The organism is Methylobacterium sp. 190mf (assembly GCF_900107945.1).
In the GTDB taxonomy this organism is placed as follows: Bacteria; Pseudomonadota; Alphaproteobacteria; order Rhizobiales; family Beijerinckiaceae; genus Methylobacterium.
On the sequence record NZ_FNVI01000022.1, the window covers coordinates 12,698 to 31,606 of the forward strand.

At 71.4% G+C, this 18,909-nt stretch carries 15 protein-coding genes; 3 read left to right on the forward strand and 12 right to left on the reverse strand.

Annotated features, from left to right (window positions below):
- Positions 1–132: 132 nt before the first annotated feature.
- Positions 133–1,413, reverse strand: coding sequence for an EAL domain-containing protein (locus tag C4T42_RS23155; protein ID WP_103985935.1), 1,281 nt, complete (start codon positions 1,411–1,413; stop codon positions 133–135).
- A gap of 86 nt (positions 1,414–1,499) precedes the next feature.
- Positions 1,500–3,392: a sigma 54-interacting transcriptional regulator gene (locus C4T42_RS23160; RefSeq protein WP_026604645.1), complete on the reverse strand. Its 1,893-nt coding sequence runs from the start codon at positions 3,390–3,392 to the stop codon at positions 1,500–1,502.
- A 306-nt stretch (positions 3,393–3,698) separates the two neighbouring features.
- Here C4T42_RS23160 and cynS point away from each other — a divergent pair, with 306 nt between their 5' ends.
- Positions 3,699–4,187, forward strand: coding sequence for a cyanase (gene cynS, locus C4T42_RS23165; RefSeq protein ID WP_029358676.1), 489 nt, complete (start codon positions 3,699–3,701; stop codon positions 4,185–4,187).
- A gap of 97 nt (positions 4,188–4,284) precedes the next feature.
- On the opposite strand, the gene C4T42_RS23170 is transcribed toward cynS, so the two are convergent.
- From C4T42_RS23170 to C4T42_RS23190, 5 genes are all read right to left on the reverse strand, one after another.
- Positions 4,285–7,569, reverse strand: a complete 3,285-nt coding sequence (locus tag C4T42_RS23170) for an efflux RND transporter permease subunit (protein WP_103985936.1) — start codon at positions 7,567–7,569, stop codon at positions 4,285–4,287.
- 279 nt (positions 7,570–7,848) lie between these two features.
- Complete coding sequence (locus tag C4T42_RS23175) at positions 7,849–8,283, reverse strand: tellurite resistance TerB family protein (RefSeq protein ID WP_020091280.1); 435 nt, start codon at positions 8,281–8,283, stop codon at positions 7,849–7,851.
- Positions 8,284–8,389: 106 nt separating this feature from the next.
- A complete protein-coding gene (locus tag C4T42_RS23180) occupies positions 8,390–8,590 on the reverse strand; it encodes a DUF3606 domain-containing protein (protein WP_020091281.1) in 201 nt (66 codons plus the stop codon).
- 224 nt (positions 8,591–8,814) lie between these two features.
- The gene (locus C4T42_RS23185) at positions 8,815–9,036 is read right to left on the reverse strand and encodes a YbdD/YjiX family protein (protein ID WP_020091282.1); all 222 of its coding nucleotides are present in this window, start codon (positions 9,034–9,036) and stop codon (positions 8,815–8,817) included.
- A gap of 8 nt (positions 9,037–9,044) precedes the next feature.
- Entirely contained in the window at positions 9,045–11,105 is a 2,061-nt protein-coding gene (locus tag C4T42_RS23190) for a carbon starvation CstA family protein (protein ID WP_103985937.1), read from the reverse strand.
- 290 nt (positions 11,106–11,395) lie between these two features.
- On the opposite strand from C4T42_RS23190, the gene C4T42_RS23195 reads away from it, so the two are divergent.
- Entirely contained in the window at positions 11,396–12,265 is an 870-nt protein-coding gene (locus tag C4T42_RS23195) for an NAD(P)-dependent oxidoreductase (protein ID WP_103985938.1), read from the forward strand.
- Between the two features lie 126 nt (positions 12,266–12,391).
- On the opposite strand, the gene miaA is transcribed toward C4T42_RS23195, so the two are convergent.
- Positions 12,392–13,318: a tRNA (adenosine(37)-N6)-dimethylallyltransferase MiaA gene (gene miaA / locus C4T42_RS23200; RefSeq protein ID WP_103985939.1), complete on the reverse strand. Its 927-nt coding sequence runs from the start codon at positions 13,316–13,318 to the stop codon at positions 12,392–12,394.
- A gap of 14 nt (positions 13,319–13,332) precedes the next feature.
- Between miaA and serB the strand changes: the two genes are divergently transcribed.
- Complete coding sequence (serB, locus tag C4T42_RS23205) at positions 13,333–14,226, forward strand: phosphoserine phosphatase SerB (protein ID WP_103985940.1); 894 nt, start codon at positions 13,333–13,335, stop codon at positions 14,224–14,226.
- A 3-nt stretch (positions 14,227–14,229) separates the two neighbouring features.
- On the opposite strand, the gene C4T42_RS23210 is transcribed toward serB, so the two are convergent.
- From C4T42_RS23210 to hflK, 4 genes are all read right to left on the reverse strand, one after another.
- The gene (locus C4T42_RS23210) at positions 14,230–14,736 is read right to left on the reverse strand and encodes a coiled-coil domain-containing protein (RefSeq protein ID WP_020091287.1); all 507 of its coding nucleotides are present in this window, start codon (positions 14,734–14,736) and stop codon (positions 14,230–14,232) included.
- A gap of 141 nt (positions 14,737–14,877) precedes the next feature.
- Positions 14,878–16,431, reverse strand: coding sequence for a DegQ family serine endoprotease (locus tag C4T42_RS23215; protein ID WP_091979704.1), 1,554 nt, complete (start codon positions 16,429–16,431; stop codon positions 14,878–14,880).
- A 113-nt stretch (positions 16,432–16,544) separates the two neighbouring features.
- Positions 16,545–17,522 (reverse strand): protease modulator HflC, encoded by a 978-nt coding sequence (locus C4T42_RS23220; RefSeq protein WP_020091289.1) that lies wholly within the window; start codon positions 17,520–17,522, stop codon positions 16,545–16,547.
- Entirely contained in the window at positions 17,519–18,712 is a 1,194-nt protein-coding gene (gene hflK / locus C4T42_RS23225) for an FtsH protease activity modulator HflK (protein ID WP_042672660.1), read from the reverse strand. The genes C4T42_RS23220 and hflK overlap by 4 nt, the downstream gene beginning before the upstream one ends.
- Positions 18,713–18,909: the final 197 nt, after the last annotated feature.

Sequence of the window (18,909 nt, forward strand, 5' to 3'; positions counted from 1 at the left end):
GAAGACGCATGGTCCGAAAACACGCACCGGATGCAAGCGTTTCCGCCCGGAGCCGCGCGCTTCCCGCCCGCCCGGTGCATCGAAACCACGCTCGCGGGGGTGGCGAAAGACCGCGCCGGGGCCGGGAATCCGTCAGGCCCGGGCGTGGAACCCGTGCCGCCCCGGATCAGCCTCCCCGGAGAGCCCGACGCGCCACGCGTCGGCGTTCCAGGCCGCCGCCGCCGCGAGGGCGTCGGCCTCCGGCATCGGGCGGCCGAAATGGTAGCCCTGGCCCAGGGCGCAGCCCATCGCCGCGAGGGCCTCCGCCTCGGCGCGGCCCTCGATGCCCTCCGCGACCGCCGCCACCCCGATCTCCTCGGCGAGCCGCAGGATGGTCTGGACGATCCGGCGATCGCGCGGCTCCGCCAGCATTGCCCGGACGAAGGCCCGGTCCACCTTGAGCGTGGTGATCGGCAGGGTGCTGAGATGGCTGAGCGAGGAGTAGCCGGTGCCGAAATCGTCCACCGCGATGCCGAGGCCGGCGGCGCGACAGCGCGCGAGGGCGGCCGCGGCCCCGGCCGGATCCTGCATCAGCGCGCTCTCGGTGACCTCGATCTTGAGGGCGCCGGGCGCGAGGCCGGTCCGGCGCAGCATCGCGTCGACGAGGCCCGGTATGTCCGCGCGGGCGAGATCCTGGGCCGTGACGTTGAAGCTCACGAACAGGGAGGGCTCGACGGAGGCGGGCGCGCGCAGGCCGGCCTGCAGGATGCGGGGCACGATCCGGCCGATCGCGTCGATCACCCAGGCGGTGATCGCCAGGATCAGGCCGTTCGCCTCGGCGGCCGGAATGAAGGCGGCGGGGGGCACGAGCCCGCGCTCGGGATCGTGCCAGCGGATCAGGGCCTCGAAGCCGGCGAGGCGCCCGGTGGCGAGCCGCACGATCGGCTGCAGGAACAGCGCGAACTCGTCCCGGGCCAGGGCGCGCCGCAGGGCGCGCTCCTGCGCGAGCGACGCGACCGTCGCGTCGAAATCGGCGCGGGCGGAGGGCGACGGCGGCGCCTGAAGCCCCTCGGCGGAAGCCGGCCCGAGGCGGGGCAGGGTCTCGCGAAGCCGGGCGATGAGTCCCTCGAGGCAGAGGCGCAGGATCGGATCGGCGCCGGCGAGCCGCTGGCGGATCTGCGCCGCGTCCACCGGGACGAGCACGCAATCCGCCTCGGCGCGCGCGCCGGCGGAGCGCGGGAGGGCGTCGAGGATGGCCATCTCGCCGAAGATCTCGCCGGGGCCGCGCCGGGCGAGCACGGCCTCACCGCCGTCGCGCCGCCGGAAGATCGCGATGCGCCCGCTCAGGATCAGGTAGGCGCAGTGCCCGATCGCCCCCTCCTCGAACAGGACGGTGCCGGCCGGGAGAGTGACGGGATCGGAGAGGTCGTGCATCGGTCGGGGACGCTGCGCCTTCGCGGGGAAAGCCCGGCGCGAGCTTTGGCACAGCGGCCTTAAGATCGGATCAAGGGCCCGCCGGATCAGCCGCGCGGGATCCCATGTGCCTTGATCCGCGAGGCCAGCGTCGTCGGCCGAAGGCCGAGGAGCGCGGCCGCGCCGCCCGGCCCGGAGATCCGGCCGCCCGCCAGCGCCAGGGCCGCGACGATCTCGGCGCGGTCGCGCGCCCGGCGCTCGGCCTCGCTGGCGGGCCGCCCGCCGGGCGGCGCGGCCGGGCTGGCCGCGTCCGCGGGTCCGGTCGCCTCACCGTCGGGCAGGTCGAGGCGGAGGCGCCCCCGGGCGGAGAGGATCACCGCCCGCTCGATCACGTTCTCCAGTTCCCGGACGTTGCCGGGCCAGGAATAGCGGCAGAGGCGGCGGACATCGCCCTCCGTGAGGCGCGGCTCCGGGACGGTGAGGCGGCGCGCGGCGACCCGGAGCAGGTGCTGGGCGATCGGCGGGATGTCCTCGGGCCGCTCGCGCAGGGGCCGCGCCTGGATCGGGAAGACACTGAGGCGGAAGTAGAGGTCCTCCCGGAAGCGGCCCGCCCGGATCTCGGCGCGCAGGTCCCGGTTGGTGGCCGCGACCACGCGCACGTCCACCGCCCGCGTGCGCGCCTCGCCGACCCGCTCGAACGAGCGCTCCTGCAGGACGCGCAGCAGCTTGCCCTGGAGGTCGAGGGGGATCTCGCCGACCTCGTCGAGGAACAGCGTGCCGCCGTCGGCGAGTTCGAACCGGCCGATCCGGTCGCGCAGCGCCCCCGTGAAGCTGCCCTTGGCGTGGCCGAAGAACTCGCTCTCGAACAGCTCGCGGGGGATCGCCGCGCAGTTGACGCGAATCATCGGGCGGGCACTGCGGCGGCTGCCCTCGTGGATCGCCCGGGCGATCAGCTCCTTGCCGGTGCCGGATTCGCCGGTGATCAGCACGGTGGCGTCGGTGGCGGCGACGCGGTCGACCTGCCGGAGCGTCGCCGCGATGGCGGGCGAGCGGCCGATGATGCCCTGGTGCTGGCGCTCGGCCCGGATCTCCTCCTTCAGGTAGGCGTTCTCCAGCTCCAGGCGCTCCCGGAGGGAATCGACCTCGGCGAGTGCGCTCGTCAGGCGGGCCTCGGCCTCACGGCGCTGGCTGATGTCGCGGAACACGATGACGGCGCCGAGCAGGCGCCCCCGGTCGCGGATCGGCGTCGAGGTGTACTCGACCGGGAAGGCGGTGCCGTCGGCGCGCCAGAAGACCTCGTGATCGACTTGGTGCACGGTCCCGTCCCGGAACGCCGCGTAGATCGGGCAGTCGCGGTGGGGGTAGTGGCTCCCGTCCGGGCGGGTGTGGTGCACGGCGGCGTGCATGTCCCGGCCGACGAGGTCGGCGGCCTCGCAGCCGAGCATGCGCGCGGCGGCCGGGTTGACGAAGGTGGTCACGCCCTCCGCGTTGACGCCGTAGATCCCCTCCCCGGCCGCGCGCAGGATCAGCTGGTTGCCCCGCTCGATGTCGCGGAAGATGCGCTCCACGCGCTGCCACTCCGAGAGGCCGGCGCGCATGTGGGCCTCGGCCTCGCCGTCGACCTGGCGGCGGTGGAGCGTGTCCGGGTCCGCCAGGGTGACGAGGAGGCGCATCGCGTCGCCCGGGAGCGGGAAGGCCGCGGTCTCGACCCGCAGGTCGCGCCCGGCCGCGTCGCGCGGCGCCAATGTGCGCGTCCACCAGTGCCCCCGGGCCAGCGCGGCCTCGGTGAAGACCGTGAGCGCCGGGAGCTGGCCCGGGAACAGGGCGCTCGCCCGTGCGCCGCGCAAGGCCGGGCGGCCGTAGCCGAGGAGGCGCGCCGCCGCCGGGTTGGCGTCCGCGACCCGGTCCTCCTCCGGCGCGAGGACCAGCATGGGATCCGGGCTCGCCTCGAAGACCGGCCCGAAGCTTCCGGCGGCACCGGACTCACGAGATATCGTCATTGGCTCACGATATCTCGTTTCCGACGAGATGTCGTGAGCGATCTCCAGGCGACCAAATCTCTGGCAGACCGAGCGATTTCTCCGGCATCCCTTCTGGCACACCCTTTGCCGAATGAGGCTGTCCGCCCGTCGGCCGGCACCGCTCCCGAAGGCGCGCCGCGACGACGCCCGGCGGATGTCCGCGTCCGGACGCGACCGTCCCCCCTCACCGGTCGCGGTCCGGACGCGCACCCACACCGGGTGGGTGGGGCCGCGGAGCGCGCGGCCTCACCGGACCCATCGCAGATCGAGATCCGGGAGCCGACGATGAAGCGCGAAGACCTCACCGAGAAGCTTCTCGACATCAAGCGCGAGAAGGGGTGGAGCTGGAAGCACATCCACGCGGAGATCGGCGGCCTGTCGCCGTTCCTGATCACCGCGGCCTGCATGGGCCAGATGAAGCTCCCGAAGGCCCAGGCCAAGCGGGCGGCCGAGCTCTTCGGCCTCACCGCCGCCGAGGAGCGGATGCTCAACGAGCCGCCCTATCGCGGCTCGATCCCGTCCATGCCGCCCACCGACCCGCTGATCTACCGGTTCTACGAGCTGGTGATGGTCTACGGAACGACCTTCAAGGAGCTGATCCAGGAAGAGTTCGGCGACGGCATCATGTCGGCGATCGACTTCAACATGGACATGGCCCGGGAGGCCAACAACAAGGGCGACCGCGTGAAGCTCACCATGTCGGGCAAGTTCCTGCCGTACAAGTACTACGGCAACGACGACGACACGCCGGAATACGGCTTCAAGGAGGGGTGAGCGACCCGCAAGGGCATCCCCCCGACCGGGATCCGACGGTCAGGCATCCGGATCGGGCCAGCGACACCGGCCGCGGCGCGCGACGCGCCGCCGTCCCTCACGCCGCCGCCGGGCGGCCCTCCGGCTCCAGGTAATCCTGCACCGGCCGCGCCGGGCCGCCGCGCATCAGCACGTAGAGGAAGGGCACCAGCAGCAGGGTCGCGGGCGTCGCGAAGGCGATGCCGCCCATGACCGCGCGGGCGAGCGCGGCGTTCTGCTCGCCGCCCTCGCCGGTCCCGAGCGCCATCGGGATGAGCCCCAGGAACATCGCCGAGGCGGTCATCAGCACCGGCCGCAGCCGGGTCTCGCCCGCGGTGATCGCCGCCTCCAGGGCGCTGCACCCGGTCTCCTCCCGGTGCTCCTTGGCGAAGGTGACGAGCAGGATCGAGTTCGCCGAGGCGATGCCCACCGACATGATCGCCCCGAAGATCGACGGGATCGAGAACGGCGTGCCGGTCACGAACAGCGCGAAGGTGATGCCGCAGAAGGCCATCGGCAGGGCGGCGATCACCACGAACGGGTCGCCCCAGCTCTGGTAGTTCACCGCCATCAGCAGGTAGACGGCGATCAGCGCGATGCCGAGGCCGATCTCCAGGCGGAAGAAGGCCGAGCGCATGTTCTCGATCTGGCCGCGGACGACGATCTTGTCCGGCGCCTCGAGGTTCTTCTGCTCGTCCTCGACGATCCTGTCGATCTCGCGCGCGACCGAGCCGAGGTCCCGGTCCTGCACCGAGGCGAAGATGTCGAAGGTCGGCTGGATGTTGACGTGGCTGATCATGGTCTGCGTCGGCGTCCGGCGGATGTCCGCGAGGCTCGACAGCAGGGTCAGCACCCCGGGGCCGGAGCCGGAGGTCGCGGCGGCGCGCACGAACATCGGCGTGTTGCGCAGGTCGGTGAGCGAGCTGTTGCGGTACTCGGGCGTCTGCACCCAGAGCTGGTAGGGGATGCCGGTCTTCGGGTCCGGCCAGAAGTTCGGCGTGACCTGGTAGCTGCCGGACAGCGAGATGTTCATGTTCTGCGCCACCTGCTGCTCGGTCAGCCCGAGTTCGGAGGCGAGGCGCCGATCGACGTCGACGTAGAATTGCGGCTCGTTGACGATCTGCTGCAGGTGGACGTCGACGAGGCCCTTCGTGTGCTTCAGCCGCTGCACGATGCGCTGGGCGACCTCCAGGTCCTTCTCCTTGTGCCGGCCGGAGACCTGCACGTCGATCGGCGTGAGGACGCCGAAGTTCAGGATCTGGGTGATCATGTCGGCGGGCTGGAAGTAGACGACCACGTCGGGGAAGCGCTTCATGAGCACCTCGCGCAGGCGCTTCATGTAGCCCGCCACCGGGCCGTGCCCCTCCTTCAGGCTGATCAGCATCTGCCCGTCATTGTAGGAGACGAACGAGCCGTCCGAGAACGCGAAGTTGTAGTTGTTCGACGGCAGGCCGATGTTCTGGAGGATCTGGTCGACCTCACCGGCCGGGATCACCTCGCGGACCGTGTCCTCGACCTCGGCGAAGACCTGCCGGGCGGTCTCGATGCGCATGCCGACGCGGGTGCGCAGATGCATGGTCATCTGGCTCGCCTCGATCTGCGGGAAGTAGTCCTGGCCGACGAAGACGAACAGCACGCCGGTCATGCCGAGCACGCCGCCGACGGCGCCCAGGGTGACGACGCGGTGGCGCAGCACCGCGTGGAGCAGCCCGACATAGCCGCGGTGGAACCGCGCGAAGCCGCGCTCGAACGCGCCGTGGATCCGGCCGGCGAGCCGCAGCGCGGGGGCGCCCACGAGGCCGACGGCCCGGGCGATCCGGCCCCGCCGGGGCGCCGCGTCCTGCGCCCGGTGCACGTCCCGGTCTTTCGCGTGCTTCTGCCGGTATTCCGGCGCCACGATCACGTCGATTAGCAGCGGCACCAGGGTCCGCGACAGCAGGTAGGAGGTCAGCATCGCGAACACGACCGCGAGCGCCTGCGGGGTGAACAGGTATTTCGGCGTGTCGGTGAGCGCGAACACGGCCGTGAAGGCCGCGCAGATCGCGAGCGTCGAGATCAGCGCCGGCTTGGCGATGCCGGCGGCGCCGTGGACCACGCTCTCGCGGAATTCCTCGCCCTCCTCGAACAGCCGGTAGGTGTTCTCGATCGCCACCGTGGCGTCGTCCACCAGGATGCCGACCGCGAGCGCCAGCCCGCCCAGCGTCATCACGTTGATGGTCTCGCCGAGCGCCGCCAGCACGGCGAGCGAGGTCATGACGCAGAGCGGGATCGAGATCAGCACGATGATCGTCGAGCGCCAGGAGCCGAGGAACAGCAGGATGGCGAGGCCGGTCAGGGCCGCCGCGGTCAGCGCCTCGTGGAGCACGCCCTCGATGGCGTTCGAGACGTAGACCGACTGGTCGAAGAGCGGCTTGATCGCCAGCCCCTCGGGTGCGGCGGCGCGGATCGTCGGCATCGCCGCCTTGACGTTGTTGACCACGCTCAGGGTCGAGGCGTTGCCGTTCTTGATGATCTGCATCAGCACCGCCTGCTGGCCGTCGGCGCTGACCACGTTGACCTGTGGCGGGCCGCCGTCGCGGACATAGGCGACGTCGCGCACCAGCACGGGCTGGCCGGCCACCACCTTGATCGGCGCGAGGTTCAGGGTCTCGATCGACGGCGGGGTGCCGTTGAGCTGGACCGGGTACTGCTGCTCGCCGATCTTGGCGAGGCCGGACGGCACGGTCAGGTTCTGGGCCGTCATGGCGTTGGTGACGTCGAGCGGCGTCAGGCCGAGGGCCTGGAGGGCGTTGAGGTCGAGGTCGACCATGATCTGCCGGGGCGCGCCGCCGAAGGGCGACGGCAGGGTCGAGCCCGGGACCTGCGCCAGGGTCTGGCGGATCCGGTACTGGGCGTAGTCGTAGACCTGGTTGAGGCTCTCCTTGGCCGAGGTCAGGGCGAGCTGGATCACCGGCACCGAGGAGGCGGAGTAGCGCACGATCACCGGCGGCTGCGTGCCGGGGGGCATCACGGCGCGGATCGAGTTGGTCGAGGACACCACCTGGGCGATGGCGAGATTGAGGCTGACGGTCGGCTCGAAGTAGATCCGCTGCACCGCCGTGCCCTGGAGCGTCGTCGACTCCATGCGGCGGATGTTGTTGACGTTGTTGGAGATGCCGTACTCGGCGTAGGTCGTGATGCGCTGTTCCATCTCCGGCGCCGAGAGGCCGGTATAGGTCCAGACCACCACGACGACCGGGATGTCGACGACCGGCAGCACGTCCTTCGGCGCGACGACGATCGCCCCGACGCCGCCGAGCATCATCAGGACCGCGAGCACGTAGGTCGTGATCCGGAACTTGAGCGCGTAGAGGACGAGGCCCATGCGGTCTCCGCCGTCCGGCCCCGGGCCGGCAACTCCGCGTTGTAAACCGACTCAACGGCTAAACCCGGACTGTTTCGCTATCACGTCCGGTCAGGCAAGGGACGGGCCGCGTCGCCGCAGGTTCGGGGTGTCGGCCGCATCGCGCCCGCGTCCGCGAGGGCCCGGCACGGCGGCCCACGCCCCGTCACCTCGGGATGCGGGCGCCGGATGGGGAGAGCGTTCTCGGCGCGCCGTCCCGGCACGCCGTCTCGGGGTCTGCCGGGCGACGGGCCGGCCGGATCAGCGCAGCAGGGCGGACTTGTCGACCTGCAGCGCCCCGGCGATCTCGTCGAGCGCCTTGTGCTCGACCTCGCTGATGCCGTCGATATCGGCGACGTCCGCGCCGATCAGGAACACGTCCTGGCGCTGCTCGATCGGCCGATCCGCGATGGCGCCGACATGGCGCAGGTTCTCCAGCCGCCCGGCCCGGGTCTTGGCCCGGGTGATCGCCTCGTAGAGCTCCTGCTCGACGCGCAGCGTGTCGTAGGATTTCTCGAGGATCGGGTTGGCGCGGATGCCGGTGATCGCCGACTCGATCTCCTCCTCGCCCACGTCGCCATCGGCCACGATGACGTTGGCGGCGGACGAGACCGCGGCCTGCAGGAAGACCGCGTCGCCCGCGTACGACATGATCGTGCGGCCGAACCGAAGGATGGCGTCCTGGAAAATGCTCATGCCGACCTCCCGTCGGGCCTGAGATGGCGGATATTGTGGCGGCGGAGTCAAGATGCGGCCGAGCTTAAGCCCGGGATCGCGGAGGACTAGTCCTGGCGCGGCGGACTCAGGTGGCGGGCTCGTGGCCCGGCCAGTCCCGCCCGAGATGGGCGGCCACGCGGGCCGGATCGTCGCCGACCGCCGCCACGGCGGCCTCGACCTGCTCCACCGGGACCATGAACCGGCGCGCCCAGTAGGCCCGCTCCCAGGCATGGGCGATGTTGACGGCCCGGGGCTCGATCGGGTCCTGCACGCTCTGGTCGGTCATCGGCTCTCCGCGTCGCGCGAGGGCCGGGCGGCCCTCCGGCGGGGAGAACGCCGGCCGGGCCCGATCGGGTCCGCGCAGCGAGCGGGGCCCGGTCCGCGGCGAAGACACGCCGCCGTCATCGCGAGCGCAGCGAAGCGACCCAGGGCAACGCGACGTTGGAAGACGCAGGCTGCCTGGATCGCTTCGCTCCGCTCGCAAGGACGAACGGGCTCACCGGCCGCCTGTCAGCAGCAGCGGAAACCCGCGGTGTTGCCGACCCCGAAGCGGGCGTTCTCCCGGTTGCGGAAGAACTCCACCTCGCTCATCGGCGCTTGGTCGGGATGGGTGCGGCGGACATGTTCGGCATAGGCCGCGTAGTCCCCCTGCCCGACCATCAGGCGGGCGCCGTCGCAGACGCATTTGGACAGCGTCCGGATCCGGTCCCGCAGGTTCGACGACGGCAGCATGGGACCTCCTACTCCGCCGCGACCATGTGCGGCTCGGTCTCCAGCGCGGTCCAGCGGTCCGCGCGCCACGCCTTCACGCAGGCGGCGATGCCGAAGCCCGCGATGGCGACGACGAGGCCGATGAACAGGGCCGCCAGCACCGCGTCGATCCGGTCGTTGAGGATGATCTGGCTCATCTGGTCGGCGTTCTTGGCCGGCGCCAGGATCTTGCCCTCGGCCGCCGCCGCCGCGTAGCGCTCGGCGTGGGCCAGGAAGCCGATCTTCGGGTCGGCCGAGAAGATCTTCTGCCAGCCGGCCGTGAGGGTGCAGATGCACAGCCACGCGGTCGGGATGATGGTCACGAACGCGTAGCGCTCGTGCTTCATCTTGAAGATCACCACCGTGCAGAGCGTCAGCGCCACCGCGGCCAGCATCTGGTTCGAGATGCCGAAGAGCGGCCACAGGGTGTTGATGCCGCCCAGCGGGTCGGTCACGCCCTGGTAGAGGAAGTAGCCCCAGGCTCCCACCGAGATGGCGGTCGCCGCGATGCTCGGCCCCCACGACGTGGTGTTCTTGAACGACGGGATCGCCAAGGCGACGAGATCCTGCACCATGAACCGGCAGGCGCGGGTGCCCGCGTCCACCGCCGTGAGGATGAACAGCGCCTCGAACAGGATCGCGAAGTGGTACCAGAAGGCCATCATGGCCTTGCCGCCGATGGCCGACGAGATGATGTGGGCCATGCCGACCGCGAGGGTCGGCGCGCCGCCGGCCCGCGAGATGATCGTGTGCTCGCCGACGTCGGCGGCGGTCTGGGTGATGACCTCCGGCGTCGTGGCGAAGCCGAGCTTGGTCACCGCGGCGGCGGCGGTCTCGGGCGTCGTGCCGATGAGGGCCGCGGGCGAGTTCATGGTGAAGTAGACGCCCGGGTCGATCACGCAGGCCGAGACCAGCGCCATGATCGCCACGAAGGATTCCATCAGCATGCCGCCGTAGCCGATGAAGCGGGCGTCGGACTCGCTGGCGATCAGCTTCGGGGTGGTGCCCGACGAGATCAGGGCGTGGAAGCCCGAGACCGCGCCGCAGGCGATGGTGATGAACAGGAACGGGAACAGGCTGCCCGCCCAGACCGGGCCGGTGCCGTCGACGAACTTGGTGACCGCCGGCATCTGCATGTGCGGGGCGACGAAGGCGATGCCCAGCGCCAGCCCGACGATGGTGCCGATCTTGAGGAAGGTCGACAGGTAGTCGCGCGGGGCGAGGAGCAGCCAGACCGGCAGGATCGACGCCACGAAACCGTAGCCGATCAGCATCCAGCAGAGCTGCGGGCCCGTGAAGGTGAAGGCCGGCCCCCAGACCGGGCTCGCCGCCACCGAGCCGCCGGCGACGATGGCGAGCATCAGCAGGACGAAGCCGAGGATCGAGACCTCGCCGATTTTGCCCGGGCGGATATAGCGGGAATAGACGCCCATCAGCATGGCGATCGGGATCGTCGACATCACCGTGAAGGTGCCCCAGGGGCTCTCGGCGAGCGCCTTGACGACGATCAGCGCCAGCACGGCGAGCAGGATCACCATGATCAGGAAGGTGCCGAACAGGGCGATGATGCCCGGTACGGTGCCGAGCTCGGCCCGGATCAGCTCGCCGAGCGAGCGGCCGTCCCGGCGCATCGACACGAACAGGACCATGAAGTCCTGCACGGCGCCCGCGAGGACCACGCCGGCCAGGATCCACAGCATGCCGGGCAGGTAGCCCATCTGGGCGGCGAGCACCGGGCCGACCAGCGGGCCCGCGCCCGCGATCGCCGCGAAGTGGTGGCCGAACAGGACGCCGCGGTTGGTGGGCACGTAGTCGAGCCCGTCGTTGTGGCGCACCGCGGGGGTCGCGCGCTTCGGGTCGAGCCGCATCACCTTGTCGGCGATGAACTGGGAATAGTAGCGGTAAGCGATGAGGTAGACGCAGACCGCCGCGACCACGATCCAGAGGGCGTTGATCGTCTCGCCGCGCTGGCTCGCCACGATCGCCAGCGCCGCGGCGCCGAGCGCCCCCACGAGGGCCCAGGGCCCGTGCCTGCCGATCGCCGAACCCATGTCCCACTCCCTGACCGAACGCCTCGCGCGCGGGGCCACGCGCGGGGGGCTCCGGCTGGGACTTCGTGGTCCCGGGCTACACGGGCGGGTTATCCTATTGGTCCGGCGTTGACGCAAGCGATCCGAGCTGTGATGCAGCGTCGGCGGCGGCACGACGCCCAATCTGTCACATCGGGTCCCCCGGCACGGCCCCGACCCCCTTCACGGCCCGGCTGCCGAGCTCCGTCGCCGCCCGCCGTCGGAGAAGGAAGGGCGCCGGCGCGGTCCGGGCCCGCGAGGAGCGCACGACAATGGCGAAGGTCGCATTCCTGGGTCTCGGCGTGATGGGCGGCCCGATGGCCGGACACCTCGCCAAGAAGGGTGGCCACGACGTCACCGTCTACAACCGCACCGCCCCGAAGGCGGAAGCCTGGGTGAAGACCTACGGCGGCGCCTCCGCGCCCACGCCCCGGCAGGCCGCCGAGGGCGCCGAGATCGTGTTCGCCTGCGTGGGCAACGACGACGACCTGCGCAGCGTCGTGCTGGGCGACGACGGGGCGCTGGCCGGCATGAAGCCCGGCGCGGTGTTCGTGGACCACACCACGGCCTCCGCCGAGGTCGCCCGGGAGCTCGCCGCGGCGGCCGAGGCCAAGGGGCTCGGCTTCATCGACGCGCCGGTCTCCGGCGGCCAGGCGGGCGCCGAGAACGGCGTGCTCACCGTGATGTGCGGCGGCGACGCGGCGACCTACGCCAAGGTCGAGGGCGCGATCGGGTCCTTCGCCCGCGCCTGCCGGCTGATGGGCCCGGCCGGCGCCGGCCAGCTCACCAAGATGGTCAACCAGATCTGCATCGCCGGCCTCGTCCAGGGCCTGTCGGAGGGCGTCCACTTCGCCAAGCGCGCCGGCCTCGACGTCGAGGCGGTGCTCGACGTGATCTCCAAGGGCGCCGCCGGCTCCTGGCAGATGGAGAACCGCGGCAAGACCATGAACGCGGGCAAGTTCGACTTCGGCTTCGCGGTCGACTGGATGCGCAAGGATCTCGGCATCCTGCTGGACGAGGCCCGCCGCAACGGCGCCAAGCTCCCGGTCTCGGCCCTCGTCGACCAGTTCTACGCCGAGGTGCAGGCCATGGGCGGCAACCGCTGGGACACGTCGAGCCTCGTGGCGCGGCTGGAGCGCTGACGCCTCCGGCCTTCGCCCGGAGCCGAGGACCGGGCAAGACGCGACAGGTCCCCTCTCCCGCGAGAGGGGGCCGCCTGGATCGCGGCACCGCGCGCACCGGTCTCCCCCGGCGGTCGGACGCTCGCCTCAGAACGGCTCCTCGACCCCCGCGGATTCCGGATCCACCCAGCGCCACGCCTCCCCCATCTGGTGGCGGAACCACGTGAACTGGCGCTTGGCGTAGGCGCGCGTATCCGCCTGCCCCCGGACGATCGCCGCTTCGAGGCTCATCGCCCCGTCGAGGTGGGCGATCAGGCCCGGCACCCCGTGGGCGCGCATCACCGGCAGCATCGGGTCGAGGCCGCGCGCGCGCAGGCGGGCGACCTCGTCCAGCGCCCCCTCGGCGATCATGGTCCGGAAGCGGGCGTCGATCCGGGCCCGCAGCACCGCCCGGTCGGGTGCCAGGAAGATTCTCTGGAGGTTCCGCCCGGCGAGCGGGCCGGGAACGGGATCGCCGTAGAAGCTGGCGATCGGTCGGCCCGTCGCGAGAAAGATCTCCAGGGCGCGCATCACCCGCATCCGGTCGCTCGGCCGCAGGCGGGCGGCCCCCTCGGGATCGTGCCGGCCGAGCTCGGCGTGCAGCGCCTCGGTCGGGCGCCCCTCCGCCGCGTCCCGCACCCGCGCCCGCACCGCCTCGGGCACGGGCGGCAGCTCCGAGAAGCCCTGCTCCAGCGCCCGGAAGTACAGGCCGGTGCCGCCGACGAAGACCGGCAGGCGCCCGCCGAGCGTCGCCAGCAGCGCCGCCGCGTCGCGGGCGAAGTGTCCGGCTGAGTAGTTCACGGCGCCGTCGACGTGGCCGTAGAGCCGGTGGGGGACCCGCGCCTCCTCGTCCGGGTCGGGCCGCGCGGTCAGGCGGCGCAGGTCCGCGTAGACCTGCATGGAATCGGTGTTGATCACCACGCCGCCGTGACGCTCCGCCAGCCGCGCGGCCAGCGCCGACTTGCCCGACGCGGTGGGCCCTGCGATGAGGACCGCGGCCGGGCGCCCCCCGGCTTCCCCCCGGTCTGGCGGCAAGGCGAAACTCCACGATGCTGGTCGCGGTCCTGATAGCAAACCCGGATCGGCCGTCCATCACCGACGCGGTGCTGGCCGAGACGCGCGCCGTGCTGCGGACGGAGCACCAGCCCCGGATCCTGCACGGCGAGGTGGCGGCCGAGCTGCTGGTGCCGGGCGAGCCCGCGGCCGCCGCGTCCCTCACCGACAGGCTGCGCACGGCGCTGGCCGGCGAGCCGATCGACCTCGCGGTGCTGCCCGCCGACGCGCACAGGCGCAAGCGCCTGTTCCTGGCCGACATGGATTCCACCATGATCGAGCAGGAATGCATCGACGAGCTCGCCGGGACGCTCGGCCTCAAGGACCACGTGGCGGCGATCACCGAGCGGGCGATGCGGGGCGAGATCGCCTTCGAGCCGGCCCTGCGCGAGCGCGTCGCGCTCCTGAAGGACATCCCGGTCGGCGCGGTCGACGGGCTGATCGCCGAGCACCTGACTCTGACCCCGGGCGGCGGCACGCTGGTGCGGACGATGCGGGCGCACGGCGCCCAGACCTGCCTGGTCTCCGGGGGCTTCACGCTGTTCACCGGCCCGATCGCCGCGATGATCGGCTTCGACGAGCACCGGTCCAACGTGCTGGGCGTGGCGGACGGGCGGCTCACCGGCCTGGTGGAGGACCCGATCGTCGGGAAGGCCGAGAAGCGCGCGACGCTGATCGCGCTGCGCGGGCAGCTGGGCCTCGGCGCCGCCGAGACCCTCGCGGTCGGCGACGGCGCCAACGACCTCGACATGCTGGGCGAGGCCGGCCTCGGGGTGGCGTTCCGGGCCAAGCCCGCGGTCGCGGCCGCGGCGCGGGTCCGGGTCGAGCACGGCGACCTCACGGCGCTCCTGTACCTGCAGGGCTACGCGGCGGCGGAGTTCGTGGGGTGAGGCTCAGTGGAGGGTGCGGGTCAGGGTGATGACCGCGCCGAGCACGGCGAGCGTCTGAAAGCCGATCGCGCCGACGAGCCAGCGCACCGTCTCGACCTTCGCGGAGGCGATCGCGCCCTTCACGGCCTCGATGTCGGCCTTGGTCTCAAGGCGCAGACTGTCGATGTCGGCTTTTGTGGATAGGCGGAGGGCTTCGATATCCGACTTGGTCGACTGACGAAGACTGTCAGAATCCGCCTTGGTCGAGATGCGAAGCCCCTCGATATCCGCCTGGGTCGTGAGTCGCAGTGCCTCGATGTCGCCGCGGGTCTGTATCTTGAGGGCTTCGATATCGCCGCGGACGATCTGCAGTTCGGCCTGCACGTCGCGAATGTCGGCTTTGGTTGCAAGATTCCCGTCGAAGACGTCCACCAGCGCGTCGGCCAGGCCCTCCGCCTGCTCGGGCGACAGCTTCGCCTTCTCCCGCAGGGCGCGGGCGAATTTCAGGGTGTCGAACGCAACGGCCGTCATGGGTCCGAACTCGCCCGAGCCGCACCGACTCGCGGCCCCAGTGTGCCGTGCCGCCGCGTAGCGTCAATGTGGGACCCCTGAACGCGCGAGGGCCGCCGCCCCCCGCGGAGCGACGGCCCTCGGCAACGCGGATGAGGCCGCTCAGTCGAGGCCGACGGCCACGAAGCGCACGTCGCCGGTGGCGCCCGCCACCAGCAGCAGCACCGACTTGCGCCCGTCCTTCTTGAGGGCGTCGATCCGCTTGGTCACCTCCGCGGGGGTGCTGACCGACTCCTGGCCGACCTCGACGATCACCTCGCCGGGCTGGATCCGCTTGTCGGCGGCGGTCGAGTTCGGGTCGACCCGAGTGACGACCACGCCCTTCACGGTGTCCTTGATGGAGTACTTCTTGCGCAGCTCGTCGGTCATGCCGGAGAGGTTGAGGCCCAGCGCCTGCCGGGTCGCGCTCTCGGGCTCCGGCTGACGCAGGTTGGCGAGCTGCGGCTTGTCGCCGTCCTCCAGGCGGCCGAGGGTGACGGGCTTCGTCACCTCCTCGCCCTTGCGCATGACGACCACGTCGACCTTCTGGCCCACCGGCGTCGAGGCGACGATGCGCGGGAGGTCGCCCGAGGCCTTCACCGGCGCGCCGTTGAACTTCAGGATCACGTCGCCGACCTCGATCCCGGCGGTCTTGGCCGGTCCCTTCTCGTCGACGCCGGCCACCAGGGCGCCTCGCGCGCCGCCCTTGAGGTTGAGCGCCTCGGCGGTGGTGTCGTCGACGTTCTGGATGCGCACGCCGAGCCAGCCGCGGCGGACCTCGCCGAAGTCGCGGAGCTGGTCGATCACGGGCTTGGCCGTGCCCGACGGGACCGCGAAGCCGATGCCCACCGAGCCGCCGGTCGGCGACAGGATCGCCGTGTTGATGCCGATCACCTCGCCGTCCATGTTGAACAGCGGGCCGCCGGAATTGCCCTTGTTGATGGCCGCGTCGGTCTGGATGTAGTTGTCGTAGGGTCCGGACTCGATGTTCCGGCCCCGCGCCGAGACAATGCCGGCCGAGACCGAGCCGCCGAGCCCGAACGGGTTGCCGATGGCGATGACCCAGTCGCCGGGCCGCATCTTGTCGGAATCGCCGAACGGCACGGCCTTCAGCGTGCGGTCGGCCGGGGGCTTCACCCGCAGGACGGCGAGGTCGATCTTCGAATCCTTGCCGACGATCTCGGCCTTCAGCTTCGTGCCGTCGTGCAGGATGACCTGGATGTCGTTGGCGTCGCCGATGACGTGGTTGTTCGTCACCACGAGGCCGGCGGAATCGATGATGAAGCCGGAGCCGAGGGAGTTCGACTTGCGCTGCTGACGCGGCCCGTCGCCGTCACCGCCGCCACCGCCGCCGCGGCCGCCGCGCCGGTTGAAGAACTCCTCGAACAGGTCCTCGAACGGGGTGCCCGGGGGCACCTGCGGCCCGGCACGGCCGGCGCGGGCCTCGACGGTGGTGGACGCGGAGATGTTCACCACCGCGTCGGTGACCTGCTCGGCGAGATCGGCGAGGGAGGCCGGCCCCTTGGCGAAGGCCGGCACCGGCAGGGCGGTCGCGGCCACGGAGACGGTGACCGAGGCGCCGATCAGGATCGAGGCCATCACCGCGCGGGCGCGGGAGCGGGGCCGCGCCGGGGCGCGGTCGAACGGCGCCTCGGGGGCGCTCGCGACGGGGTGCATGGTCGACCTCTTCATGAACGCGTTTCCGGTCCCGCGGGCCTCGACCGATGGCCGATCGCCCGCGGGTTGTCCTGCACGGTAATCCCCGGGCGCCGGGGCGCCAACGGGCCCCCTCAGCGCGCCGTCCCCGCCGTGGAGCCGGTCGTCGAGCCCGTGGTAGCGCTCGGATCGGCCGGCCCGCGCGGCCCGCGGGCGGCCGGGGCGGGTGCCCGGCCCTGCGGATCGCTGAAGAAGCGGAAGAAGTCCGTGTTCGGGCTGATCACCAGGCGGGTATCGGATCCCTTCAGCCCGCTCTCGTAGGCCTGCATCGAGCGGTAGAAGCTGAAGAAATCCGCGTCCTTCCCGAACGCGTCCGCGAGGATGCGGTTCTTGTCCGCGTCACCCTGTCCACGCAGCTGCTCGGATTTCTGCGTCGCCTCGGCCAGGATGACCGTGACCTCGCGGTCGGCCTTGGCGCGGATCGTGGCGGCGATCTGGTCACCGTTGGCGCGGATGTCGGCGGCCTCGCGCTCGCGCTCGGTCTTCATCCGCCGGTAGACAGCGGCCGAGTTCTGCGCGGGCAGGTCGACGCGGGTCATGCGCAGGTCGACGATCTCGATGCCGAGCGCCTTGGCCTGCCGGTTCACGTCCTCCTGGATCTGGTGCATCAGCTGCCCGCGATCGGTCTTCACGATCGCGTCGCGGGTCGAGCGGGCGAGCACGTTGCGCAGGCCGGAATTGGTGAAGCTCGCGAGCCGCTGGTTGGCCAGCCCGATATTGCCCACCGCCTGGTAGAAGCGCAGCGGATCGACGATCCGGTAGCGGGCGAAGGCGTCCACCTCCAGGTTCTGCCGGTCGGCGGTGAGCACCGTCTGGACTGGCAGGTCGAGGTCGAGCACGCGCTTGTCGAAGACGACCACGTTCTCCATGAACGGGATCTTGAAGTACAGGCCGGGCTTGTCCTCGCCGGTGGCGTTGAGGACGGCCCGGACGCGGCCGAACTGCAGGACGAGCGCCTGCTGCATCTGGCCGACGGTGAAGATCGAGGCGTAGAGGCCGATCGCGACGATGGCCGCGACCACGATCAGGCCGGTGCGGAGAGCCTGTTTCATCGGGCAGCTCCCGTCTGGGTCTGGGCGCGGGCGCCGAACTCGGAGAGCGGCAGCACCGGCAGCACGCCGGCCGCGGTGGCACCGCCGGACTGCGTCCCGTTCTGGTCGATGATCACCTTGTTCACGGAGCCCAGGACCTTCTCCATCGTCTCCAGGAAGATCCGCTCGCGGCTGATCGCCGGGGCGGCCTTGTAGGAGGCGTAGACCTCGCTGAAGCGCGCGGCCTGGCCGGTGGCGTCGGCGGTCGCCTTCGTCCGGTAGGCCTCGGCCTGCTGGACGATCTGGGACGCCTTACCGCGGGCCTGCGGCACCTCGCGGCTGGCGTAGGTCTTGGCCTCGTTCTGCGCCGTGTCGGCGTCCTGCTGGGCCGCGTTCACGTCGATGAAGGCGGGGCGCACTTCCGGCGGCGGGTTGACCGAGACGAGCTGCACCACCTCGATGCGCACGCCGGCGCCGTACTCGTCGAGCGCCTTCTGGACCATCTCCTTCACCTCCTGGGCGATGCTCGACTGCTCGTTGGTGAGGATCGCCTGGATGTTGCGGCGGCCGATCACCTCGCGCATCGCGCTCTCGGAGATCGCCTTGATGGTGCCCTCCGGATTCTGGAGGTTGAACACGAAGTCGGAGGCCTTCAGCGGGTTGACCCGCCACTGCACCTCGAAGTCGAGATCGACGATGTTCTCGTCGCCGGTGAGCATCAGGCTCTCGTCCGGCACGTCGCGGTTGCGGCCCTGCCCGTTCGGGCCGGCGCGGAAGCCGATCTGGATCGAGTTCTGGGAGCCGACATCCGGCTTCACCACCCCGCCGATCGGATAGGGGAAGTTGTAGCGCAGGCCCTCGCCCTTGGTGCCGACGTAGCGACCGAAGATGGTCTCGATGCCGACCTGACGGGGGTAGACGGTGTAGAAGCCGGTCGCGAGCCAGATGGCGACGGCCAGGACGGCGATCACCGCCGCGCTGCGGCCGCCGCCGACGCCGGTCGAGCCGCCGCCGCCGTAACCGCCGCCCGAACCGCCACCGCCGCCCGGGATCAGACCGCGCAGGCGGTCCTGCCCGCGCCGGAGCAGGTCCTCGAGGTTCGGCGGCGTCTTGCCACCGCCGCCGCCGCTGCCGCCACCCCAGGGACCACCGCCGTTACCGCCGGGCCGGCCCCAGGGCCCCCCGCCGCCGCTCTGATTGCTCCAAGGCATCCTAGCCGTCGTCTCCTGCCTGTCCGCGCCCGGCCCACGTCCCGACCGGCGCCCCCTGCCTGAACGGCCACGCTCGCCCGCCTAGTCCCGACCATCCGGACCGATCGCACCGCGACCGCTCCCGGCTGGAGGCCTCGAGGGCCCGCACGCGCATCTTCCCGCAGGATGTGCAGGCCCGGCGTGAGCGCGCGCACCCG